The sequence below is a fragment of the Collinsella sp. AF36-3AT genome, from assembly GCF_003475205.1.
GTDB classification, from domain to species: domain Bacteria; phylum Actinomycetota; class Coriobacteriia; order Coriobacteriales; family Coriobacteriaceae; genus Collinsella; species Collinsella aerofaciens_AF.
Genome location: NZ_QROZ01000001.1, coordinates 276099 through 299959 on the forward strand (window position 1 = coordinate 276099; position 23861 = coordinate 299959).

17 protein-coding genes are annotated in these 23861 nt (G+C 61.9%); 5 read left to right on the top strand and 12 right to left on the bottom strand.

What is annotated here, in order from left to right; all coding sequences use genetic code 11:
* Positions 1-180: 180 nt before the first annotated feature.
* Together DW003_RS01175 and yqeB are read right to left on the bottom strand one after the other, a co-directional pair.
* Positions 181-1224 (bottom strand): XdhC family protein, encoded by a 1044-nt coding sequence (locus DW003_RS01175; RefSeq protein ID WP_118387091.1) that lies wholly within the window; start codon positions 1222-1224, stop codon positions 181-183.
* Positions 1225-1233: 9 nt separating this feature from the next.
* Positions 1234-2028, bottom strand: coding sequence for a selenium-dependent molybdenum cofactor biosynthesis protein YqeB (gene yqeB, locus DW003_RS01180; RefSeq protein ID WP_118387093.1), 795 nt, complete (start codon positions 2026-2028; stop codon positions 1234-1236).
* Positions 2029-2130: 102 nt separating this feature from the next.
* Between yqeB and yqeC the strand changes: the two genes are divergently transcribed.
* Positions 2131-2865: a selenium cofactor biosynthesis protein YqeC gene (gene yqeC, locus DW003_RS01185; RefSeq protein WP_118387095.1), complete on the top strand. Its 735-nt coding sequence runs from the start codon at positions 2131-2133 to the stop codon at positions 2863-2865.
* 103 nt (positions 2866-2968) lie between these two features.
* Here yqeC and hydA read toward each other — a convergent pair whose 3' ends face one another.
* The 5 genes from hydA to dpaL all read right to left on the bottom strand — a co-directional run bounded on the left by hydA (position 2969) and on the right by dpaL (position 9352).
* Positions 2969-4336 carry a dihydropyrimidinase gene (hydA, locus tag DW003_RS01190; protein ID WP_118387097.1) on the bottom strand — a complete coding sequence of 456 codons (1368 nt, stop codon included), beginning with the start codon at positions 4334-4336 and terminating at the stop codon, positions 2969-2971.
* 9 nt (positions 4337-4345) lie between these two features.
* Positions 4346-4960, bottom strand: a complete 615-nt coding sequence (locus DW003_RS01195) for a nucleotidyltransferase family protein (RefSeq protein ID WP_158573168.1) — start codon at positions 4958-4960, stop codon at positions 4346-4348.
* A 150-nt stretch (positions 4961-5110) separates the two neighbouring features.
* Positions 5111-6313, bottom strand: coding sequence for a knotted carbamoyltransferase YgeW (gene ygeW, locus DW003_RS01200; protein WP_055252229.1), 1203 nt, complete (start codon positions 6311-6313; stop codon positions 5111-5113).
* A gap of 201 nt (positions 6314-6514) precedes the next feature.
* Positions 6515-7900: a YgeY family selenium metabolism-linked hydrolase gene (locus tag DW003_RS01205; protein ID WP_099432046.1), complete on the bottom strand. Its 1386-nt coding sequence runs from the start codon at positions 7898-7900 to the stop codon at positions 6515-6517.
* 237 nt (positions 7901-8137) lie between these two features.
* On the bottom strand, positions 8138-9352 hold the full coding sequence (gene dpaL, locus DW003_RS01210) for a diaminopropionate ammonia-lyase (RefSeq protein WP_089573553.1): 1215 nt from the start codon (positions 9350-9352) through the stop codon (positions 8138-8140).
* A 277-nt stretch (positions 9353-9629) separates the two neighbouring features.
* Between dpaL and DW003_RS01215 the strand changes: the two genes are divergently transcribed.
* The 3 genes from DW003_RS01215 (at position 9630) to DW003_RS01225 (ending at position 12183) form a co-directional block, all read left to right on the top strand.
* Positions 9630-10283 (top strand): transcriptional regulator, encoded by a 654-nt coding sequence (locus DW003_RS01215; protein WP_118387101.1) that lies wholly within the window; start codon positions 9630-9632, stop codon positions 10281-10283.
* A 124-nt stretch (positions 10284-10407) separates the two neighbouring features.
* A complete protein-coding gene (locus DW003_RS01220; protein WP_118387103.1) occupies positions 10408-11394 on the top strand; it encodes a hypothetical protein in 987 nt (328 codons plus the stop codon).
* A 366-nt stretch (positions 11395-11760) separates the two neighbouring features.
* Positions 11761-12183 (top strand): hypothetical protein, encoded by a 423-nt coding sequence (locus DW003_RS01225; protein ID WP_118387105.1) that lies wholly within the window; start codon positions 11761-11763, stop codon positions 12181-12183.
* Positions 12184-12204: 21 nt separating this feature from the next.
* Here the strand turns inward: DW003_RS01225 and DW003_RS01230 are convergent, their stop codons facing one another.
* Entirely contained in the window at positions 12205-13026 is an 822-nt protein-coding gene (locus DW003_RS01230) for a 3'-5' exonuclease (RefSeq protein ID WP_158571718.1), read from the bottom strand.
* Positions 13027-14125: 1099 nt separating this feature from the next.
* Here DW003_RS01230 and DW003_RS01235 point away from each other — a divergent pair.
* The gene (locus DW003_RS01235; RefSeq protein WP_118387107.1) at positions 14126-15124 is read left to right on the top strand and encodes a hypothetical protein; all 999 of its coding nucleotides are present in this window, start codon (positions 14126-14128) and stop codon (positions 15122-15124) included.
* 776 nt (positions 15125-15900) lie between these two features.
* Here DW003_RS01235 and xdh read toward each other — a convergent pair.
* From xdh to ssnA, 4 genes are all read right to left on the bottom strand, one after another.
* The gene (xdh, locus tag DW003_RS01240) at positions 15901-18678 is read right to left on the bottom strand and encodes a selenium-dependent xanthine dehydrogenase (protein WP_118387109.1); all 2778 of its coding nucleotides are present in this window, start codon (positions 18676-18678) and stop codon (positions 15901-15903) included.
* 12 nt (positions 18679-18690) lie between these two features.
* Positions 18691-19170 carry a 4Fe-4S binding protein gene (locus tag DW003_RS01245; protein WP_055252516.1) on the bottom strand — a complete coding sequence of 160 codons (480 nt, stop codon included), beginning with the start codon at positions 19168-19170 and terminating at the stop codon, positions 18691-18693.
* An 11-nt stretch (positions 19171-19181) separates the two neighbouring features.
* Positions 19182-22181, bottom strand: a complete 3000-nt coding sequence (gene ygfK, locus DW003_RS01250) for a putative selenate reductase subunit YgfK (protein WP_118387111.1) — start codon at positions 22179-22181, stop codon at positions 19182-19184.
* 150 nt (positions 22182-22331) lie between these two features.
* On the bottom strand, positions 22332-23687 hold the full coding sequence (ssnA, locus tag DW003_RS01255; RefSeq protein WP_118259970.1) for a putative aminohydrolase SsnA: 1356 nt from the start codon (positions 23685-23687) through the stop codon (positions 22332-22334).
* Positions 23688-23861 lie beyond the last annotated feature (174 nt).

Below are 23861 nucleotides of genomic sequence, written 5' to 3' on the forward strand. Positions count from 1 at the left end.
ATCGGTACTATACGCGCATCGGGAGCGTATTTCCAGAAAAACCTCGTCTGCCTGCACAACTCCACAACTCCCCCGCACAAATGGGTCCCAAAAAGCAGTTGCGGTGAAATAGGGACTGTTGGGCGGCCTAACAGGCTTAAACAATCCGTATTTCACCGCAACTTATTGGTGGGGATGCGATTAGCGCTTGCGGGGGACGAGCTTGGTGCGGCGCAGGTGGATCATTTCGGCGGCTATGGAGATGGCGATCTCCTCGGGGTCCTCGGCTTCGATGGCGACACCGATCGGCAGGTGCAGCTCGTCGATCTGGTCCTGCGCAAAGCCCTCCTGCTCCAAGCGGGCCCGCACAAAGGCCGTCTTGCGGCGCGAACCCAAGCAACCCAGATAGGCGGGTTTGGCGCGCATGGCCTGAATCACCACATCGATATCGGACTTGTGGCCTGCTGTTGCCACGACCACCAAGTCGCGCGGGCCGATGGGGCACTGCTCAGCAAGGTTCTTGTAGTCGACCAGACGACGATCGTAGACACCGGGCACCCATTCGGGCGTCAGCGTGCCGGGGCGGTCATCGCACGCCACGACGGCAAAGCCCGCCGCCGTGAGCACGCGTGCCGTCGCGGCGCCCACGTGCCCGCAGCCAAAGATGTAGGTCAGACCCTCGGGGCAGAGCGTCTCGATGTGCGCCGGGGGAATCTCGGAGGCAGCGTTGGTATAGGTGACCTTACTCCCCTCCTCCACCAGCGAAAGCCCGGGGCAGCCCGCAATGGTGCGGCGCGATTCCTCGCCATGGTATTCGGCAACATCGCCTTCGAGCGCGTTTGCGATAAACGGCTCAAAATCGATGGTGAAGTCGCCGATGCGTCGATACGCCAAGACGTCGGCAACCGACTGGAGCAACGGTGCCTGGGTCGCATCCAGATGCAGGTAGCACAGGCAGATGGCTCCGCCGCAGATCATGCCGGTATCGGAGTTCTCTCCGCCCATGGTGTAGCGGACCAGACGCGATTTACCCCCGGCCAGCAGCTCGCGTGCCTCGTCCAGCGCAAAGAGCTCAATCTTGCCGCCGCCGATAGTGCCCGCCTGGCTACCGTCGGCAAAGACGGCCATCCAGGCGCCCACGCCGCGCGGTGACGACCCTACCGTGCCGGCCACGACCACGAGCTCGCACGTCTCGCCAGCACGCAGGGCGACAAGCGCCGCATTCACAACATCGAGCTTTTCCATTGCCGCCTTCTATCCTCTAAAGATATCGGTGAGCATAGCGAGTGCCTCGAGCACGCCGCCGCCGACCGACGTCGCCTTGTCCGAAATGTAGTTGATATAGCTGGCATCGCCGCGCGGATCGACATCGGCGCATTTAAAGCCCTCAGTCACCTGCACGCCGTTCGCCAAAAGCCCGCGCAGACAGCCATCGATCTGCGTGCACATGGGCGTATCGCCCGCGTAGCCAATCACATCTCCGACGCTCACGATGTCGCCGATTGCACGGTCGGACCGGAACACGCCGGCGGCGGGGCTGTGGATAACGCGCTCTTTGCCATAGCCGGCGATAATGCCCGGCACGCCCGTGTTGGGCTGGGGCGAACCTTGGGTAATGACACGGCCCAAAAAATGCCCGCGCATGGTCTCGACCACGGCGTCGCAGTCAACCGGCGCGGTAAAGCCCGGTCCCACGGCAATAACGGCAGGCGCCATGTCGCGCGTGGTACCCAGGTTGCGCTTGGCCAGAATCGCGTCGACCACAGCCGCGGGCTTCAGTTCGTCGAGCATCTTGGCCTGGGGGTCCACCACCACGGCGACATCCCCCGCCTCGGTAATCTCAAGCGCCTCGGCCGACGTCTGCGCCAAGCGGGCGCGAATGCCCTCGACCTCGACCTCGCCCAAGCGAATTGCCTCGCAAAAACAGATTGTGCGACGGATGCACGTGGGAACCGCGATATCTGCCATAACGACCGACACGCCGGCGCGCACCAAACGGGCAGCGACACCCGTGGCGATATCGCCGGCGCCGCGAACATAAACGAGCATTCCCGGGACACCTCCCTGTGCTACGGTTTGAGCAGAGCAAAAGCGGTTCGACCGCTACTCTGATGATTATTTATTATCACAGTATTATACGGCGGTGAACAGATGGAAACGGTTAGCGGCAATCTTGTCTCGGCGCTCAGGATCGAGCCGGGCATTACCGCGATTATCGGCAGCGGCGGCAAGTCGACGTTGCTGAAGACGCTCGGCCTTGAGCTTATGCGCGCGGGCGGCCGCGTGCTCCTCTGCACCACCACGCACATGTTTCCCGTCGCCGGCGTCCCGTGGGACGGGTCGAATCGTCGCCTGGACGCCGCACCCTGGAAACCGGGTGCCCCGCATGTTCCCGGCTGCACCTGCGAGGCATGCGCTGGCATGAGCCGCGGAAGCATCTGCCAGGCGGGTATTTTGGACCCGGAGACAGGCAAGCTCTCCGCCCCCGCCGAGCCGCCCAACGAGCTGGCGCAGCGCTTTGACTACGTCCTGGCCGAGGCGGACGGCAGCAAGCGGCTCCCGCTCAAGGCGCACGCCCCGTGGGAGCCGGTCGTTCCCGCCGGGACGGTCAACGTCATCTGGCTCATCGGCGCCTCGGGGCTCGGCAAGCCCATCAACGAAGCCGTCCACCGCCCCGAGCTCTTTTGCGAGCGTTGCGGCTGCGAGCCCACCGACGCTGCCACCCCAGAGCGCGTCGCCCAGGTGCTCAATGCCGAGCTGCGGATGCTGAACCTCAACAATGCCCGCATCATGCTCAACCAAGTCGACACGCTTGCTGACCCAACGATGGCAGATCGCTTCGAGGCAGCCATCAACCGCCCCCTCATCGCCACCAGCCTCCGATAGCCGGCCCCAGCCTCCGCAGTTGCGGTGAAATACGGACTGTTTACGGCCGCCAGGCGGCCAAACAGTCCGTATTTCACCGCAACTGCGGAGGACGCCCTTCCCGCTAGCGGGGGACGTAGCGGCCGGGTTGGGCTCCGGTGGGCTCGCCGTCGCGCGCAGCCAGTACGCCGTTCACAAACACGGCCTTGGCGCGGCCGTGCGCCTCAAAGCCCTCGAGCGGCGTGTAGTCCACGGCCTGATGCTGCGTCGCGGCGCTAATCGTCCAGCGCGCCTTGGGATCCCACACGCACACGTCGGCATCGGCGCCCTCGGCAAGACAGCCCTTGTGCGGATACATGCCAAAGACGCGCGCCGGGTTCTCGCTCATCAGGCGGCACAGATCCTCGGGACCCAGCTGTCCCTCAAAGCTCGTAGCGATCGCGACGGGACGATGCTCCACGCCGGGTCCGCCGTTGGGAATCGCGCGGAAGTCGTCGCGCCCGCGGTCCTTTTGCCCGTGCAGGTTAAAGCTACAGTGGTCGGTCGCAATCGTATCGATCTCGCCGGCCACAAGCGCCTCGCGCAGTGCCGCACGGTCGCCGGCATGGCGCAGCGGCGGACTCATCACGTACTTGGCGCCCGCAAAGCCGTCCTCGCCCTGCTCCAAGTAGCACGTGTCGTCGAGCATCAGATACTGAGGGCATGTCTCGACATAGATGTTCTTCTGCCCGCGCGCTTTGGCAGCGCGAATGGCCTCGAGCCCCAGCTTGGTCGAAAGGTGCACCACGTTGACCGGAGCGTCCCCGGCCAAGTGCGCCAGATACAGCAGGCGGCTCACGGCCTCGGCCTCACACACGTCTGGACGGCTGAGCGCATGGCCCTCGGGCCCGTGGATACCCTGCTCAAACACGCGCTTCTGCAGCGCGTTGACCAACGTGCCGTTCTCGCAATGCACGCACAGGATACCGCCCACGCGCTTGAGCTCCTCCAGCACCTCGAGCGTCTCGGCATCGTCCAGGCGCAGATGGTCGTAGGCAAAGTAGGTCTTAAACGACGACACGCCCGCCTCGCGCATGGCCGAAAGATCGGCGCGGTTGCGCTCATTCCACTCGGCAAGCGCCATATGGAAGGCATAGTTGGCGGTGCAGGTGCCGTCGGCGCGATGATGCCACTCGACCAAGGCATCGGGCATGGTCACGCCGCGATCGGCCGTCGCGTAGTCCACAATGGTCGTCGTGCCGCCGCAGGCAGCCGCGCGCGTGCCGGTCTCAAAGCTATCGGCTGTCCAATCCATGCCGGTCCAGCACTGCATGTGCGTGTGGCCGTCGATAAAGCCGGGAAACACCCAACAGTCGGTGGCGTCCTCGACGGTATCGCCCTCGCCCGGCTCGATTGCCGCGGCAATCCGCACAATCTTGTCGCCCTCCATGGCAAGATCGGCGCGGCGAAGCCCCTGGGGCGTCACGAGTGCGCCGTTTTTGATGATGATCATAATTGCTCCTTATTGATTGATGCAGTTGGCCACGCGATCAAAATACGAGCAGGCGGCGATATGCTCCGTTATGCGTCGCTGTCCTTTGACGGTATCGACGTCCCACAGCTCGTAGGCACGCGCCTCGACCAGCACCACGTCGGCACGGTCCTTGAGGATCGAACCGCCGCCGTCCTTACCCTCAAGACACATAAGTGCATCGAACAGTTCCGCCGGAAAGATCACCGGGCTCGAAGGCTCACCGTTGCACGCAAGGCGCACCGGATGCTTGCGGCCACGCTCGTCAAATGCACGAACCATAGCCTCAAAAGAATCCGAACTCACGAGCGGCTGGTCGCCCGGCAAAAAGAGGCAACCTTTCCAGTTGCGTTCGACTCCCCACGAAAGGCCCGCACGGACGCTTTCGCTGCGCAGCTCGCCATCGTGCAGCACGCACGGGCAATGCTTGTCATCACAAATCTGAGCGACCTCGGGCCAACGCGTCGAAACCACAACGTCAAAGCCCCGGGGAACCGAATCAATGGTCCGAGCAATCAGCGGCTCGCCATAGATATCAGCGAGCATCTTGTTAGAGCCAAATCGCTTGCCCTCGCCCGAAGCCATAATGACGCAACCAAGTTTCATGGCGATACCTCCCCTGAAACCATCGTACCCATAACTCGCGTCGCGGGGCATCTACATCGAAAGCGCTTATCCCGCACGCCCACGATGCAAAAAGGGGCACCCCGCCGGTTGGCAGAGCGCCCCCTTTACATGGCTTACCTCAACCCAGCTTTAGGCCTGGAACCAACGGGCGGTGTTGCGCTCATCGAGGGCCTTGAGGGTAGCAGCGGGATCGGCAACCTTCTGCAGGAACATCATGGCTGCGATAGCGTACGGCTTGTAGCTGGCCTCCTTGTACATGCCCACGCGGTGCATGTCAAAGACGTCGGCGTTGACCTCGCCGTGCTCGCAGGAGACACCGGAGATGTCGGCGGGCAGCGGATGCATAAAGATGGTGTCCTGGCCGTTGGCGGTCTTCTCCATGAGCTCGGTCGTGGAGCACCAATCCTGATGCGTAGCGTTCTGAGCGAGCAGCTCCTTCTCGAGCGCTGCGATGCCGGCGTCGTCGCCCTCGGCGTACAGGTTGGTGCGCTTCTCCATGGCGGCAAACGGAGCCCAGCTCTTGGGGATCACGATGTCGGCGCCCTCGAAGGCCTCGGCCATGGTGTTGACCTGCTTAAAGGTGGTGCCGGACTCGGCGGCGTAGCCCTTAGCGCGCTCGACGACCTCGGGCATGAGGTCGTAGCCCTCGGGGTGGGCCAGGGTGACGTCCATGCCAAAGCGGGGCAGCAGGCTGATCAGCGACTGCGGGCAGGACAGCGGCTTGCCGTAAGAGGGCGAGTAGGCCCAGGTGACAGCAACCTTCTTGCCCTTGAGGTTCTCGAGGCCGCCAAACTCGTTGATGAGGTAGAGCATGTCGGCAGAGGACTGCGTGGGGTGATCGGAGTCGGACTGCAGGGAGATGAGCGTGGGACGGTGATCCAGAACGCCGTCCTCGTAGGCCTGCTGCACGGACTCGGAGACCTCGGCCATGTAGGCGTCGCCCTTGCCGATGTACATGTCGTCGCGGATGCCGATGACGTCGGCCATGAAGGAGATCATGGTAGCGGTCTCGCGGACGGTCTCGCCGTGAGCGATCTGGGACTTCTTCTCGTCCAGGTCCTGCAGCTCAAGACCGAGCAGGTTGGCTGCCTTAGAGAAGGAGAAGCGCGTACGGGTGGAGTTGTCACGGAACAGGGAGACGGCCAGACCCGAATCGAAGATCTTGGACGAAACGTTGTTCTCGCGCAGCTCGCGCAGGGCGTCGGCGACGATGTAGAGCGCCTTGAGCTCATCGGTGGTCTTATCCCAGGTGTGCAGGAAGTCGCTGCCGTACATGCCCTTAAAATCGAGGCCGTTCAGCTGCTCGACGAGCTCGGTAAACTTGGCGTCCATGTAAATATCCTTTCCAAAGATGAAACGATTGCAATGAGCAGATGTGCTCCGGCATGCGCGTGTGGCTAGAACATGCAGAGCACTATGACGAGGACCCGCTACCGTTGAGGAAGCATGGGAGATAACGACCGCGGGCCCCAAGTCAACAGGGGGTGCCGGGGACACGAGCTGTCCCCGGCTCAACAAGATCGAGGAATGGGACTAATCGATCTTGTTGTTGGTCAGACCGGCGCGGAACACGGTGGCGTCGCCATCGGCCTGGCTCGGATCGTAGAGGTTCAGGGCAGCCACATACATGGCGGCAGCGGTGACCAGGTCGTCCTTGTAGGTGACCTCGTTGGGAGCGTGAGCCTGAGACTCGGCACCCGGGCCGAAGCCGACGCAGGGGATGCCATAGCGGCCCTGGATGGAAACGCAGTTCGTGGAGAAGGTCCACTTGTCGCACAGCGGGCGACCGGTGCGCTTGTCCATGCTGGGCTCGCAGCCGATGCGCTCGTCACCGAACATGGCCTTGTGGGCGTCGACGAGGGCCTTGACGTGCGGAGCGGTCTCCTTGTTGATCCACGTGGGGAAGTAAGCCTCGGTCTCGTAGACCTCGCCGGTCCAGGACGGACGGTCGTACATGTACATGGAGACCTTCACGTCGTCGCCGTACTTCTTGGCGGCCGGCAGGTTGCGGATCTCGTCCAGGCAGGACTCCCAGGTCTCGCCGGCGGTCATGCGACGGTCGATGGAGATGGCGCAGGAGTCAGCGACAGCGCAGCGGCTGGGGCTGGTGTAGAAGATCTGGCTGACGGTGCAGGTGCCGCGGCCCAGGAAGCGGGCGTCCTCGAAGTGCTCGGGGTTGTACTTGGGGTCGAGCATCTTGACGAGACCCTTGATGTCGGTCGACTCGTCGCAGCCGTTGTTGTTGAGGGCGCGGACATCGGCGATGATGTCGGCCATCTTGTAGATGGCGTTGTCGCCGCGGTCGGGAGCGGAACCGTGGCAGGAGGTGCCGTGAACGTCGACGCGGATCTCCATGCGGCCGCGGTGACCGCGATAGATGCCGCCGTCGGTGGGCTCAGTGGAAATGACGAACTCGGGCTTAATGCCGTCCTTGTTGTAGATGTACTGCCAGCACATGCCGTCGCAGTCCTCTTCCTGGACGGTGCCGACGACCATGATCTTGTAGCCCTCGGGGATGAGGCCCATGTCCTTCATCATCTTGGCTGCGTAGGTAGCAGAAGCCATGCCACCCTCCTGGTCGGAGCCGCCGCGGCCGTAAATGATCTCGTCGGTCTCGTAGCCCTCATAGGGATCGGCATCCCAGTTCTCGATGTTGCCGATGCCGACGGTATCGATGTGAGAGTCGATGGCGATGATCTTGTCGCCCTCGCCCATAAAGCCCATGACGTTGCCCAGGCCGTCGACCTTGACCTCGTCATAGCCAAGGCTCTCCATCTCGGCCTTGATGCAAGCGACAACCTCACCCTCCTCGCAAGACTCAGAGGGGTGGCTAATCATTGCGCGAAGAAAACGCGTCATATCAGCACGATGGGACTCAGCCGCAGCCTTAATGGCATCAAAATCGAGTTCTTTAGTCATAACAGTCAACCTTTCTACAAGGGTTTACCTACAGGTAGATATTTCAGATAGATCACTTGTGCCAAGCGGCGTGAGGTTGAGCACCCCACAAGCAAGTAACCATAGGAGGCGGACGGAGGACTTTGCTCCGTCGCGAGTTCCGCACGAGCCGGAGAGCACTTAATGTGCTCTCCGTGCGAGCAGGACTGTCCGAGCAGGGAGTAAAGTCCTCCGGCTGCCTCCGGACAGGTCAGTCTGCTAGCAGGTCGGATACTCGCCCTCCCAGACGATGCGACGGTACTGATCCGGATCGGTGTCGCCCTCGGTGGAGAAGCAGAGCACGGAGCTCGTCTTGTCCAGGCCGATGAGCTCCTTGAGCTCGGCGTACTCGGGATCGAGCATGAGGGTCTCGACCAGGCCGGTGGTCACGGCGCCGGACTCGCCGGAGATGACGCGCGGGTCGCCCTTCTCGGGAGCACCCAGGGTACGCATACCGCGAGCGGTGACCCAGTCGGGGCAGGACACGAACGCGGTGGTGTGGTTGCGCAGGATATCCCAGCCCAAGATGTTGGGCTCGCCGCAGCACAGGCCGGCCATGATGGAGGGCATGTCGCCGTCCACAATGCGCGGATCGCCGTCGCCGGCGGCAGCGCCCTTGTACAGGCAGGCGGCAGGCGCGCACTCGACCACGACGAAGGTGGGCGGGTTATCGGGATACAGGTTGGTGAAGTAGCCCACCACGGCGCCGGCGAGCGAGCCTACGCCAGCCTGGACAAAGACGTGCGTCGGGCGGTTGATGGCCATCTCGCGCAGCTGCTCGGCAGCCTCGGAAGCCATGGTGCCGTAGCCCTCCATGATCCAGGACGGGATCTTCTCGTAGCCCTCCCAAGCGGTGTCCTGAACGATAACGCCGCGCTCGCAAGCGTCGGCCTCGGCGGCGGCCATGCGCACGCACTCGTCGTAGTTGACCTCTTCGATGGTCACCGTGGCGCCCTCGGCGGCGATGTTATCAAAGCGGGGCTTGGTGGAACCCTTGGGCATGTGCACGACGGCCTTCTGGCCCAGCTTGTTGGCAGCCCATGCCACGCCGCGGCCATGGTTGCCGTCGGTGGCGGTAAAGAAGGTGGCCTGGCCAAAGTCCTTGGCCAGCTGATCGGAGGTCAGGTAATCGAAGGTGCAGTCGGCAACGTCCTTGCCGGTCTCGTCGGCAATGTAGTTGGCCATGGCAAACGAGCCGCCCAGAACCTTAAAGGCGTTGAGGCCAAAGCGATAGCTCTCGTCCTTAACGCACAGGTTGGACAGGCCCAGGCGCGCAGCCTGACCGTCCAGGCGGGCAAGCGGAGTGACGGTATATTGAGGGAACGACTGGTGGAAGGCGCGGGCCTTCTTCACGTGGTCGAGGCTCATGATTCCCAAGTGCTTATCATCGCTCTTGGGCATCGTGTTGCCCGCCCACTGGATCTTATCGGCCATACGGTGAACTCCTTAAGTTCTCTCTTGCCGGCCCCCGCATACGCGTTTCAGCCCGATCCCATTCACACGGCTGAACTTTTATGTGGATGCCAAACAAAAAGTTTGTTAGCACTGTTCTATCACACTTTTTGATTGGAAAACCTAACAAATTGTTTGTTGCCGTAATCGGTACCTTTTCGCCGCCGAACGGTCACATAACACAGCGACGCTTTCGTTATTTGCGAACAAGTGGGGTTTATGGCACAGTGAGCCCAAACTAATTTTTAGGAAGGCACCCATGACCCCCGCACAGATTGAGTTCTACAAGCGCCTTGCACACGGCCTGGCGCTCCAATTTGGCCCCAACTGCGAAGTCGTCGTCCACGACCTGGAGACCGAGGACGTGGACCGCTCCATCGTGGTGATCGAAAACGGCCACGTCAGCGGGCGCACACTGGGTGACGGCCCCAGCCATATTGTGTTTGAGTCCATGCACGAGGGCACCACCGACGTGCACGACCGCGAGCCGTACCTCACCAAAACCACCGATGGCAAGCTGCTCAAATCCTCGACCATCTTTATCCGCAACGACGAGGGTAAGCCCGTCGGCATTTTGGGCATTAACTTTGACATTACGCTCATGAAGGCTTTTGAGCGCTCACTCGATGCCTTTACCGGCACTGGCGGCTCGGGCTACACCGAGCCCGAGCCCATTACCAAAAACATCGGCGACCTGCTCGAAGACCTGCTGCGCGAGTGCGAACAGTTTGTGGGCAAGCCCGCGGCGCTCATGACCAAAGACGAGCGTATTCGCGCCATTGGCTACCTCGACCGTCGCGGCGCCTTCCTCATCTCCAAGTCGAGCGAACGCGCCTGCGAGTTCTTTGGCATCTCTAAGTACAGCTTCTATAGCTACCTCAACGAGGCAAAGGCTGCCGCCGGCGACAAGTAGGCAACTCGGCCGGATCACCCCTCCCCTTTTGGGCGCGAGTTCTGGAAAGCACGAATCCAAGACCGAGCCGCTTGGGAAGTTCCATATAATCGATGTCATTGGTATTTCGAAAGGGTGGAACAGAATGGCGTTGAGCAAGGCATCATGCACCGGTCGTGGATTGATTCCGGCAATTGGTGGACATGTGCACCGCATGTTCGATGAGGGTGAAGACGACCTGTTTTCGCTGAGCCTTGACGACGTGATGGATGATCGCCCGTGGACCGCCGACGAACTTATGGGCGGCGGGGCTCGTCCGTCAAACCCCAATCCCGCACTTGCGCCTAAGACCGCATCTGCGCCGACTCCTGCGCAGTTGGCTGTTTCGACGCCCGCGCCTACGCCCGCACCCACTTCGGCGCCTACGCCCGCTCCCCGCCCCGCAAGCGACCCGTCCGAGACGGCGGCATTTCTCGCTGCGGCGACGCAGGGCAAATCGGCCGACAGCACCGTTATGTACAGCGCCCAGCAGTTGCCTGTTCCTGCGGCACGCAAGCCTCCGGTCGCAAGGCTCGATGAGCCCGTTGCCCGTCAGGTTGCCTACGATTCCTGGGCTGCAGCCGATCTGGATGAGACCTCTACCGGCATGCCGGCGCTCGACGTTCCAGTTAACCCGCTTTTTGCCGCCAACACGAGCGCCGCGGACTATGAGGGCGGTGCGGCACATTCCGATTATTCCGATGACTATGCTGGCACCGGTCGCATCGAGACCGAGGATTATGGCACCGCATCGAGCGATTATCTCAACGATCCGTACACTGCCACACCTGCACCGGAATATGACCCGGAGGCCGCGTCCGCACCGGCGTATACCAAAAGCACGGGCGAAGAGCGCTTCGCCGATTATTACGCCGAGGAAAAGGCGCTGCGTTTCTCGGAATTTCCGCAGGCAGTCAAGGTTGCCTTTATCGCCATTATCATCGCCCTGCTCGGCGTCATTGCGTTTGAGGGATTCCAGCTGTTCCGCGGCCCCACCCAAGCGGAGTCGGAGACCCAGCAAAAAGAGGACGATAACGAGTATCTGGACATCAACACCCTTAGGGGCGACCCCAACGACGGGGACGACGAGTAGCGAGAGCTGAAGGCGGCCGCAGGATCCCGCATCCAGCACCGGCTTCTAAGTGCTGTTTTGTCATCCAGCTACACTTTTCCGAAGTTTTAAAGTGCCTATTTCGACACTTTTCCGTACTTTTACACGGCTGATTTCGACACTTTTTCTGATTTAAGCCTAGCGACAGCCGGCGAAATCAAGCGCCGCCCGCGCGTCATTTCGCAAGCGGTGCCTGATTTCTGTCCGTACACGTTGATAGACTCCATCGTGCCCGCAAGGAGCGGGCGTGTTTTATCCAGAGTCGGGGTAGAGAGTTGGCTCCACGATTCCGACGCCAACCGGCCAAGAGGCACGGTGGCCCTGCCAACATCGATGAAAGGAGTCCGTATGGACAATTTCTCTGTGCGCAGCGAGCGTAACTTCCACAACCTGATCGTCAAACCGAATCACATGCATCTTCTGGATAAGCCAAATGGCTACGCCTCGGCCATGATCAAGAGCAGCCTCTCCCACCAGATGCGCTTTACGGTACAGAAGCTCGAGGAAAAGCTCTGTGCTGCTGGCAATCCGCATGTGTTGCAGATCAAGCCACTCGGAGACGACTCGCGTGAGCCATCTAGCTGGAAGCTCTTTGCCGACGGCGCGTGCATCGCGGACGGCTCGGTCGACTTTGCCCGCAAGTATTTCTGCGAGAGCGCCGAGGTGTTCCTGGATCTGTGTCGCGATGCCGTCGACGCAGCCGAGCTACGCCAGTGGAGTCAGAGGGAGTACGAGCTGCTGAGCGTGGCGCGCGGGATCGCGGGGGCGTAGGCAGACAGACCAGACAGCTCGTCATACTGGTTGACGCTTCGATTCAAACAGCAGGGCGGGCTCGCGCTTACAGCCCCGCCATGCCAAACCGAATGGCGTTCTCAAAAGGCCTACCCCCTCCGCCTTCAGCTTTAGCAGCAGGTCGCCCAGCTCGGAGCACTTGCTGGAAAGGCGCGTCTGAGCTCGCTCGCCCATCCCCCACCGTTGACGGACCTCCTGGGCGCGCGGGCTCACGCGGTAGTCCCCGTCCATCATCTGCTTGAGCAGCTTGGCGGTCACGCGCGCATCGGCTAGGGCGCTGTGGGCGTGACCCGTCGACTCGTCGAACTCGATGCCAAACCACGTCGCTGCGTCACTCAAAGAGACGCACCCGTGGCTGCTCATGTCCATGATCGAGGTGTAAAACGCCTGCAGGTCGGCCCAGTCCGTAGGAAATGCGGAAAGATCGATGTGCTTTGCTTGACACTCGATCAAAAGCTGTCGACGATCCGCCCCGCTCCAACAGACCACCTGGGCGGAGTAGCGCCCGATCCAATCGCTGAGCCTTTTGATCACCATGTAGAGCGGATCGGCCATCGCGGTGCCCACGGCCGATATCCCTGTGAGCTCGCGGACGGGGAACGCAACGCCTTCGGTAAATTCCGTCTGTACAAACTGCGAGAACTCGCCCATAACGTTGCCGTGGTAATCGAGCTTGACGGTGCCGGCCTCGATAATCTCATTGCACAGTCCACGGCGCTGACGCTGCTTTGGCACCGGCGCAAACTCAAAGTCCAGCACAATCTGGCGCGCAAAGTTCGTCGTATCGATAGCCGAGATACACGGCGTCTTTTCAGCTGACACGGTTGGGCCTTTCTCCGTCAACTGCCGCTCGTTACATAGGCGGCTACATTGCCGTAAGGATAGGCGCCCGTGCGGACACAAAAGCGGGACGCAATGCCACGCGCGCCAGGCATACGCCATGCAGACGGCCCCAAGAGAATCGCCCGCTCTATTCAAATGCCTGAAAAAGATTTAGGCCCGGTGACTTGAATCAGAGGTCATCCCGGGCCCATCAGAGCTCGTAGAGCTCTTGGTTGCTTTGGTCTCGCTCTTCACGGCGCTTATCGAACTTTCCGAGGCACTCAAGCAGCATTCGAAGCATAAAAAGAGGGGTCGACGCCGTTAAGGCATTGACCCCTTAAACTGAGTAACGGCGCTGCCCAGCTCTTCACTACTTGGGCTGCCGTCGACTTTATTCTACCCACGGGTGCCAGGTTTAACAAATGGATTTTCGGTAACGAGGCCTCGGCAACCGCCGCCTTGATTGGCGACCCATGCTCTGCCACAGGCCGAGGGTTGTCGAAAAGTCGAACATTATAGCTACCCATAATATAGCCAGCTATAACGTCATTCGACGACCGGCGCAAACGCCCACGCGGACACGAAATGCGCTGCGGTGCCATTGGGGATTATGGGATGCGCTTTCCGCTCGAGGCCTCAACCGGAAACGATATCCCGGTCTGAAGGTCAAATCCGGGGCGTAGTTTCCGCTTGAAGACCGATTCGGAAAGGTTGTCCCGTTCTGGAGCCAAATACTGGGTCGTAGTTTCCGCCAAGCATGCCATCCGGAAAGCGTGTCCCGTTCTGAGCCTGAATTCTGGGATGAACTTTCCACTGAAGCATCTACTGGAAAATGCATCCCGTTCCGAGGCTTAATTCTGGGATGCACTTTCCGCGGAGAGACTACCGTTTTTCGAAAAAGTACACGTCCCTAAACTTACCAGGTCTTCATAACTTGTTGCCGTTCACGGGAGCCAATCACCGCCCACCGATTCGGATGTAAAAATGTCGCCGAAAACAGGCCATCTACCTGCATGGTTAGATTTTGGTCAGCTTTTGGTCAGCTGAGCGGCAAGTTCCAGCTGATACGTTTTTGCTACCCAAAAGGAGGCGGTAGCTCATGACCCATTGCAATGACCAGCTCATCGACCAACTGCTCACTCAAGCCGAACAAGAGGGGCGCTGTCTGATTCCCCCGAGCACGGCGATCCGAAAAGCGCTCCTTCGGCGCACCGGCGGCACGGTTGTCTCGCCCATGCCGGGGTTGTTTGCGCGAAAAACGCGCTGGGATGAACTCAACCGAGCGCAACGCCATTGCGAGATTATTCGCGCCCTTGCGATCATCCGTCCCGATTGGACGTTCTGCTCGTTTTCGGCAGCTTGCCTGCTGGGGCTCGAGGTCTCGTGGCGACACCTGAACGTCGTGCATGTTTGCAGCTCGACAAAGCCGTCGGCTCGTCCGGGCGCACATATTCAGCGACACCAGATTGAGCCGGCCGGAGCAATACGCAGAGCCGGCGTATCGGTAACACCGCCCATCCAAACGGCCACAGATTGCCTGCTGCAAACTGGTTTTGCCGACGGCATGCCTATTGCCGATTCGGCGATCTCAAAGCTCGGCCTTGCGCCGGAACAGCTGATGGAGGCCGTTGAGCAACGAGCGACTGTCCGCAATGGTCTCGCGATTCGCACCGCCCTCACAACGCTTCGATATGCCGACGCTCGCGCCGAGAGCGGCGGGGAATCGGTCGCCCGAGCCGTCATGATCGAAACGGGCTTTGCACCCGATGGGCTTCAATACGAGCTAACGGACCCCTTCGATTCGGCCAAGCCCATACGAACGGACTTTGCCTGGGAGCGCCAGGCGCGGGAGCTCACGCTGGACGAACTCGACGGGCTCATCAAATATACCGACCAGACCATGCTGGCCGGACGCACCACCGCCGAGGCGCTCGTTGCCGAACGACAGCGCGAGGCGCATCTATCGCTCTACGGTCACCCTCTGCTGCGCTTTACCATGAACGAGGTCCGCTCGGCAGGAATGCTCGCCAAAAAGCTGCAGACGGCAGGCATCCGGCAGACCGCGCTGCCGACATGGCTCAACGAGGTAGACCTGTAGGAGCTGCTGAGCTTATGCCCGCCTGCCTACCAAACCGGGACACGCTTTCCGGTCGGAAGCTCCCGCGGAAACCATGTCCCAGACTGAGTGCTCAAAACGGGATGCGCTTTCCAGATGGCATGCCTAGCGGAAACCGTGTCCCGGAATCAAGGCCTAGAACGGGACACGCTTTCCGGTTGAACGCCCAGCGGAAACTGCATCCCGGAATAGACGCTCAAACTGGGATGCAGTTTCCAAGTGAATGACAACCGGAAAGTGCGTCCCGGAATAGGAGCTCGGAACGGGATGCGCTTTCCTGATGAAGCTCCTTGCGGAAAGCGTGTCCCAGAATGAAGACTCAGAATGGGATGCAATTTCCGCCTGAAGGCGATTCGGAAAGCATATCCCGTTCTGGCATCGAATTCCGGGTCGCAGTTTCCGGTTGAGGGCTGTTCCGGAAAGTGCGTCCCATTCCAGGTGCGGATTCCGGGATGCACTTTCCGTTTGAAGCTCCAACCGGAAAGCGCATCCCACTCTGGAACCGAATTCCGGGACACGCTTTCCGCTAGAGACTCAAAGGGAAAATGCATCCCATTCTGAACATTGAATCCGGGACGTAGTTTCCGCCGAGGGCCCAAAAAGGAAAGCGCATCCCGTTCTGAGCGCCAATTCCGGGATGCGCCCTCCGCTCCAAACAAACGGCCCCGGCTCGCGATGGAGCTGGGGCCAAAGGCGCAGCATATGTAGTTGATGTTGAGCGCGAACAGCCCGTCAGTAATGGCCGTCCGCGCTCTACTCTACCCGCGGCGACGAGCGCGGCTGTACGGCGTATCCACCATGGGCAGATTTGGACGCAGCTTGCCGTCAAACGCGCGGTAGGCATTCTGCACGGCGGGCGCCGTGGGGATCGTTGCGATCTCGCCGATGCCCTTGCCGCCGTATGCCACGGGCAGCAGTTCGTCCTTCTCCACGTAGATGGCGTGGATATCCGGAATCTCGGGCGCACGGAACAGCCCGAGCGTGCCGTACCTTGCCTGGGGTACGCAGTCCTTAAGCGGCCAGTCCTCGGTGAGCGCATAGCCCATACCCATGAGCACGCCGCCTTCAATCTGACCTTGGATCGAGATGGGGTTGACCACCTTGCCGGAATCGTGCGCGGCATAGACCTCGCTCACGCGGCCGTCATCGTCCAGAATGACCACGTGCGTGGCAAAGCCGTAGCAGATGTGGCTCTTGGGATTGGGGACGTCGGCGCCCAGTTTGTCGGTCGGCTCCAGATACACGTAGCCAAACTCGCATCCCTCGAGCGCCTTGATGGCGGCCGCGGGATCCTGAGGATGCATGCCCTGGCCGGCGACGAGCTCCTGTGTGCGTAGCTGATAGGCGCGACCGTCGTCGTACTCGATCTTGACGCCGTCGCCATGCGCACTCACGGGAGCATCGGGCGCAGGTTTGCCGGCCTCGATGCCAACCATGGCATCGCGCAGCAGGAAGGCGGCACCGCGCACGGCCTCGCCGGTCACGACCGTCTGACGCGAGCCAGACGTGGTGCCGGAGTCGGGAGCGTTCTCGGTGGAGCACTCGCCGTTGGCAATGCAGCTCAGCGGCAGACCGCACGCCTCGGCAACGTCCTGCAAAAAGACGGTGTTACAGCCCTGGCCGATGTCGGACGTGGCGGCGTAGACCACGGCGCGGCCATCCTCGACGCGAATCTTGCAGCGACCGGCATCGGGTAGACCCACGCCCACGCCGGCGTTCTTCATGGCGCAGGCAATACCGGCGTGTCCGGGATGCGCATAGTAGGCATCCTTGACCTCGAGCAGTGTCTCCTTCAGCGCCGTGGAGCAATCGGCAATCTGGCCGTTGGGCAAAACCTCGCCCGGCTCGATGGCGTTTCGGTAGCGGATCTCCCACGGATCCAGGCCGACCTTCTCGGCCAGCAGGTCGATCAGGCTCTCGAGTGCAAACTCGGACTGGCACACGCCAAAGCCGCGGTACGCACCGGCGGGCGGGTTGTTGGTGTAGTAGCCAAAGCCGCGGATGTCAGTGTTCTGGTACTTGTAGGGACCGACGGCGTGCGTGCAGGCGCGCTCGAGCACCGGGCCGCACAGCGACGCGTAGGCGCCGGTATCAAAGTTGATCTCACATTCCAGGCCGGTAAAGTTGCCCTCGGCGTCGCAGCCCAGCGTAAAGGTACCGTCCATGGCATGACGCTTGGGATGGAACGCGAGCGACTCGGCACGCGTGAGCTTGCACTTCACAGGACGCTGGAACTTATATGCGGCGAGCGCGGCCAGGTGCTGGATGGACACGTCCTCCTTGCCGCCAAAGCCGCCACCCACGAGCATGGTCTCGACGACCACGCGCTCGGGCTCGTTGTCCCAGCCAAACATATGGGCGCACTCTTTGCGCGTATCGTAAGCGCCCTGGTCGGTCGACTGCACCTTGACGCCGTTCTTGTACGGGAAGGCGACGGCGCACTCGGGCTCCAAGAAGGCATGCTCGGTAAAGGGCGTGGTAAAGCGCTGCGTCACGGTAAACGCGCTCTCGGCCAGCGCCTTGGCGGCATCGCCGCGCGTCACATGGCGGCTCTGACACACGTTGTCCTTGAGCTCCACCGTTTTGCCAAAGGCAAAGAAGCTGTCGTGCAGGCGCGGGGCGTCGGCAGCCCTGGCCTCGACAATGTTGCGCACGGGCTCCAGCGGCTCGTAATCGATCTTTACGAGCTTCTTGGCCTTCTCGAGCGTCGCCTCGTCCTCGGCAACCACCAGCACAATGGCATCGCCCACGCAACGGGTGATATCGCCCGCCGCAATCATGACGTCCCAGTCCTGGATAAGGTGGCCGACCTGGTTGACCGGCACGTCCTCGGCGCGCAGGATCCCCACCACGCCGGGCAGGGCCTCGGCCTTGGAGGTGTCGATGGAGAGCACGCGGGCGCGCGGATACTTGGAGCGCACGGCGCTGGCATAGGTCAGGCCCGGCTGATCGAGCTCGTCGATATCATCGGGGTACTTGCCCTCGCCGAGCACCTTCTTGCGCACGTCGATACGGAAGGCGCGCTTGCCCACACCGTAGTCGTCGCCGCGCTCCAGGCCCTCGTCAATCTGCTTTTCGCCGCGAAGCACCGCAGCGGCCAGCGAAATGCCCTCGATAATCTTTTTGTAGCCGGTGCAGCGGCAGACGTTGCCGCGGATGGCGTACTTGATCTGCTCCTCGGTGGGCTCGGGGTCCTCGGCGATGAGCGCCGCGCCCGCCATGACCATGCCGGGGATGCAAAAACCGCACTGCACGGCGCCCACGGCGCCAAAGGCGTACACAAAGGCCTCGCGCACGTCCTCGGGCAGGCCCTCGACGGTCACGATGTTGCGGCCGGCGGCAAGGGCGGTGGTCAGCACGCACGCCTTGACGGCCGCACCGTCCACATGAATGGTGCAGGTGCCGCAAGCGCCCTCGGAGCAGCCGTCCTTGGCGGAGTGAATGTGCAGGTCGTCGCGCAGGTAGCGCAGCAGCGGTTTGTTTTGGGTCGTCGTGCGCTCGACGCCGTTAACGGTAAAAGTGAATTCCTGTGCCATGGTGATTCCCTTCTACACGCCGGCGGCGATGCCGGTGCGGTCGTGGATGGCGCCATGCGGGCAGACGACGGCGCACATGCCGCACGACAGGCAGTCCGCACCGTCGATATGGGCGCAGTTGTCCTCGATGCGGATAGCGCCGGCAGGGCACTTTTTGGCGCACATGCCGCAACCGATGCAGCTCGTGTCGCAGATCTTGCGCGCAATGGCACCCTTATCGGTGTTGTTGCAGCGCACCAGGATGTTCTGGTAGCCGGGAACAAAGGCAATCACGCGCTGCGGGCATGCCATGCCGCACAGGCCACAGCCCGTGCACTTGGAGCGATCCACGCGGGCGATGCCGTCGACCAGCGCAATGGCACCGTGGGGGCAGGCCGTGACGCAGGCGCCACAGCCAATGCAGCCTTCGCTGCAGCGGGCGTCGCCGCCTGCGGAGGCACAACCGCTTCCGCAGGCAACGTAGGCCACGTTATGTTGAATGGATTTGGCCATAAAAGACTCGCCTATTTCTTAAGAAGGTACGGATAGCTGTCGCGCACGGCCTTGATGGTCAGGCGGACGGCCTCGGGCAGACCGGTGTTGACGGCATCGACCGAGACGGTGCGGACCGTGCCGGCGACGCGGACCTTAAAGTGATCCTCGTCCACGGCCAGGAAACCCTCGTTCTCGGAGTTCTCCATGTCCTGCTCGTTCCAGAACAGGGTGAGTTTGTCCTTGTAGGGACGGCCCTCCTGGTAGGGGCAGAACACAGCGCAGTTGCCACACTCGTTGCACATGCCATCGACATGTACCACCTGATGCTTGGCCAGGCCCGGCACCTTAATGGCAACGTTGGCGCGGTTGGGGCACACGTCGCAGCAGACCTCGCACACCGAGCCGCAGCCCAGGCAGCGGGTCTTGGTGCAGTTGCGCTTGTCACGGCACAGCGACCCCTTGCGCTCGTAGCAGGTGTCCTCGCGACCGGCCTGCTCGTTGCAGTCGGCGTACTTGTTAAAGTCCACGCCGGCGATGGCACGGGCGACCTCGGCGGCATCGGCGATAGCCTCGACCACGGTGGCAGGACCGCGGCGACAGTCGCCCGCAGCCCAGACGCCCTCGATGCCGGTGGAGGTGGCGGCAAGGCGGCCGCGACGGTCGTGCTCGACGCCCGCGTCATCGTACAGGCTGGCATCGATGCCCTCGCCCACGGCGCAGATCACCGTGGTGGCGGAAAGCTCGACGGTCTCGCCCGTGGCGACGGGGCTGCGACGGCCGCTTGCATCAGGCTCGCCAAGTTCCATGACGTCGCAGGTCAGCACGGCGCCGTTGAGCGCCTTGGGCGCCAGCAGCTCGCAGAACTCAACGCCGTCGGCAAGAGCAAGATCGAGCTCTTCCTCGTCGGCGGGCATCTGCTTCTTGGTGCGGCGATACACCAGGCGCACGTTCTTCACGCCGGCCAGGCGCTTGGCCACGCGAGCCGCGTCCATGGCGGTGTTGCCGGCGCCAATGACCACGACGTCCTCGCCCAGCTCGAGCTTCTCGCCCTTCTTGGCGGCCTCGAGGAACTCCAGCACGTCGAGCTCGGCACCCTCGCCCAAGCCCGCAGAGCCGGGCATCCAGGCACCGGTGGCCACGACCACGTCGGTAAAGCCCTGGGCTTTGAGCTCGTCAATGGACTCCACGCGGGCGTTGAGCTGCACCTTGGCGCCAAAGGCCAGACAGAGCTCGGCATCGTGGGAGATATCGTCGCTCGCGATACGGAACTCGGGGATCACGTGACGGACCACGCCGCCGAGAGAGTCGCGGGCCTCGAAGATAGTGACGGGCACGCCGGCGCGCGTCAGGAAGAACGCCGTCGCCAGACCGGCCGGGCCGCCGCCGATAACGGCAACGTTGCGCTCGGCGTCGTTGGCAATGGCCTGGGCGCGCAGCTTGGGCAGCACGGCGGTCATGGCCTCGCGGGCGGCCTTGAGCTTGCTGGCGCGAATCTGGGCGCCCTCGGGCTCGTAGAATGCACGCTCGCAGGCACGGCCGCAGGGATGCGGGCAGATGGTACCGGTAATGAACGGCAGGGCGTTGCGCTCGATGATGATGTTGAGCGCGTCCTCGTAGCGGCCCTCGTCAACAGCCGCCAGATAGGCAGGGATATCCTGCTGGATGGGGCAGCTCGTACGGCACGGCGTGGTAAAGCAGTCGGAAAGCGGGCTCTTGCCAGCGACCTTGCGGTCGGGCAGCGGACGCAGCGGCTTCTTGTAGAGCGGGTTGGTGAGTGAGTCGGTCTGGATCGCGGTCACGGCCTCGAGAGAGACGCCCGCGAACGGCTTGCCGTCCAGATCGCCAAACTCGCCGGCCATCTGGCTAAAGCGCTCGTAGCCACCGGGCTTGAGCACGTCGGTCGCCAGGGTAACGGGCCAAATACCGGCATCATACAGGGCACGGATGTTGTAGACCGTGGCACCGCCGGAGTAGCTGATGCGCAGCTTGCCATCGAACTGCTCGGTAATGCGGCGGGCGGCCTCGATGGTCAGCGAGAACAGCGAACGGCCGGACATGTACATCTCGGTGGAAGGCAGCTCGTTCCTCGTCACGTCGACGGGGAACGTGTTGGTCAGCTTGACGCCAAACTCCAGGCCGCGCTCGGCGCACAGGACAATCAGGCGCTCGAACATGGGCACGGCATCGGCCCACTGCAGATCCTCGCGGAAGTGCGTGTCATCAAAGACGATATAGTCAAAGCCCAGCTCGTTGAGGCGCTGACGTGCAAACTCATAGCCCAGCAGCGTGGGGTTGCACTTGATGTAGGTGTTGAGGCCCTTCTCGGTGATGAGGTAGGTCGCAATGCGCTCGATCTCGGCGGGCGGGCAGCCGTGCAGGGTAGACTCGGTGATGGAGTTGGAGACGCGCGCCGGGATGGACTCGACAAACGCAGCGTCGACATGCTCAAACTTGTCCAGGTTGGCGAGTGCCCATGCGCGGCACTCGTTCCAGACGTCGGAGCCGCTGGCATCCTTCATGCCCTCGATGTACGCGTCGACCTTGGGGCTCTTAATGCCCTCCAGGTCATAGCCCACCGACATGTTGAAGACAAAGCCGTCCGGGCTGCCCAGACCGTACTCGCGAGCGATCAGGTGGCAGGCGAACCATGCCTTCACGTACTCGGCAAAGGCCTGCGGAACCTCGAGCTCGGTCGACCACTCGCAGTTGTAGCACTCGTCCTGAGCCACGATGCAGGGCTTGTTGACGCACTTGGAGAGCTCCTCGCCGTCCATAACCTGGACGGTCTTGAGCTCAAAGAAGCGGGAACCAGCAACGTAGGAGGCCACGATGTTCTGGGCCAGCTGCGTATTGGGACCGGCGGCCGGGCCAAACGGAGTCTCGATACGCTCGTCAAAAATGGGAAGCGCGCCCTCCTGGTTGGTCGTGACCATCTTGCGCACGCCAAAGATGGCGTCCTGGGTCTTGTGCTCCTCGATGATCCAGTTCATCAGCTGCGAAAACGGGATCGGCCTCATGATGTCGCTCATAGTGAGCTCCTCTCTGTAACGCCCGGCGAGACCGCGCGGCGGGCGCAAATACGGTGTAGCGCTAGCACAGCGCCGGCGACCCCGCGGAGGCCGCCTATGCGCGCGTCGGATGCGGCGAAACATCCGACGCGCGCGAATCTCCAATTGGAATTAGTACACGCGATCGTTGAGCGTGCTCCAGAGCTTCTTGGACTCGGCCATGGTCCACGCGTTGATCTTGTCCTCATCAATCCCAACGAACTTACGATCCTTATACAGGACGCGGCCGTTGATGATGGTAGTGCGGCAGTTTTTGCCCATCATGCCAAAGAGCATGTGGCCGTCGATGTTCTCCTCGCTCAGCGGCGTAAAGGGCTTGTAGTCCATGACGATGACGTCGGCGGCAGCGCCGGCCTCGAGCACGCCGAGCTTGCGATCGAAGTACTTGCTCGCCATCTTGGCGTTGTTCTCGAACAGCATCGTCATGGCCTCGCACCAGCCCACGTTGGGCATGGCGGCGTTGTGGCGCTGAATGATCAGAAAGACCTTGAGGCTCTCGAGCATGTCGTGGGTGTAGGCGTCGGTGCCCATGCACACGGGGATGCCGCGGCGGAAGAACTCGAGCACGGGGGCGCAGCCCACGGCGTTGCCCATATTGGATTCGGGGTTGTTAACGAGCCAGGTGCCGGACTCCTTGACGATGTCCATCTCGGCGGGCGTCACGTGGATGCAGTGGCCGAGCATGGTGTCGGGACCCAGCAGATTGTGCTGCAGCAGGCGCTCGACGGGGCTGATGCCACCACGGTTGAGACGGGAGTCCCACACGTCATTCATGCCCTCGCACACATGGATGTGGAAGCCGGTCAGGCCGTTGTTGGCCTCGGCCATCTTGTCCATGGTCTCGTCCGAAAGCGTAAAGGTGGCGTGACCGCCAAACATGGCGGCGATCATGTGATTGTCGTTATCGCGACGCTCCTTGGCGGCCCACTGGGCAAACTCGGCGTTCTCGGCAATGGCCTGGTCGCATTTTTCCTGGCCGCGGCGGTCGGAGACCTCGTAGCACAGGCACGAACGCATGCCCAGCTCCTGAGCTGCATCCTTAATGGTAAAGAGGCTGCCTGGGATCTCGCAGAAGCTCGCGTGGTGATCGAAGATCGTTGTGACGCCATCGCGGATGGAGTCCAGAATCGTGGCATAGGCGCTGGCCTTGGTGCCGTCGAGCGTCAGGTTGTCATCGATCTTCCACCACTGCTGCTCAAGATTCTCCAGGAAGTTGGTGGGGTTGCAGCCCTTAATGGCAAGGCCGCGAGCCAGACCCGAGTAGATGTGGGTGTGGCAATTGATGAGTCCGGGCATGATGAGGTTGCCCTGGGCGTCGACGTACTCGGCATCCGGGTACTTGACCTTGAGCTCGCACTCGGGGCCCACTTCGACGATCGTATCTCCGTCAATGGCGACCGCACCGTTTGGAATAAACGGGGTCTGAGCGTTGCGGGTAAAAACGGAACCGTTAGCGACCAGAAGCATGGATGCTCCCTTCAACATCAGAGGCGGGGTTTGACACCTCTGACATGGCGGAGTGCGAAGCGCCGGCCTACACCGGAAACGGGCCCTCTCCCGTCAACGCTTCACCAAAGGGACAAACCCTTTGAAGTGCGGCTTGGCGCCGCATGACGTCGGCGGACGAGGCGATGCGCCCGC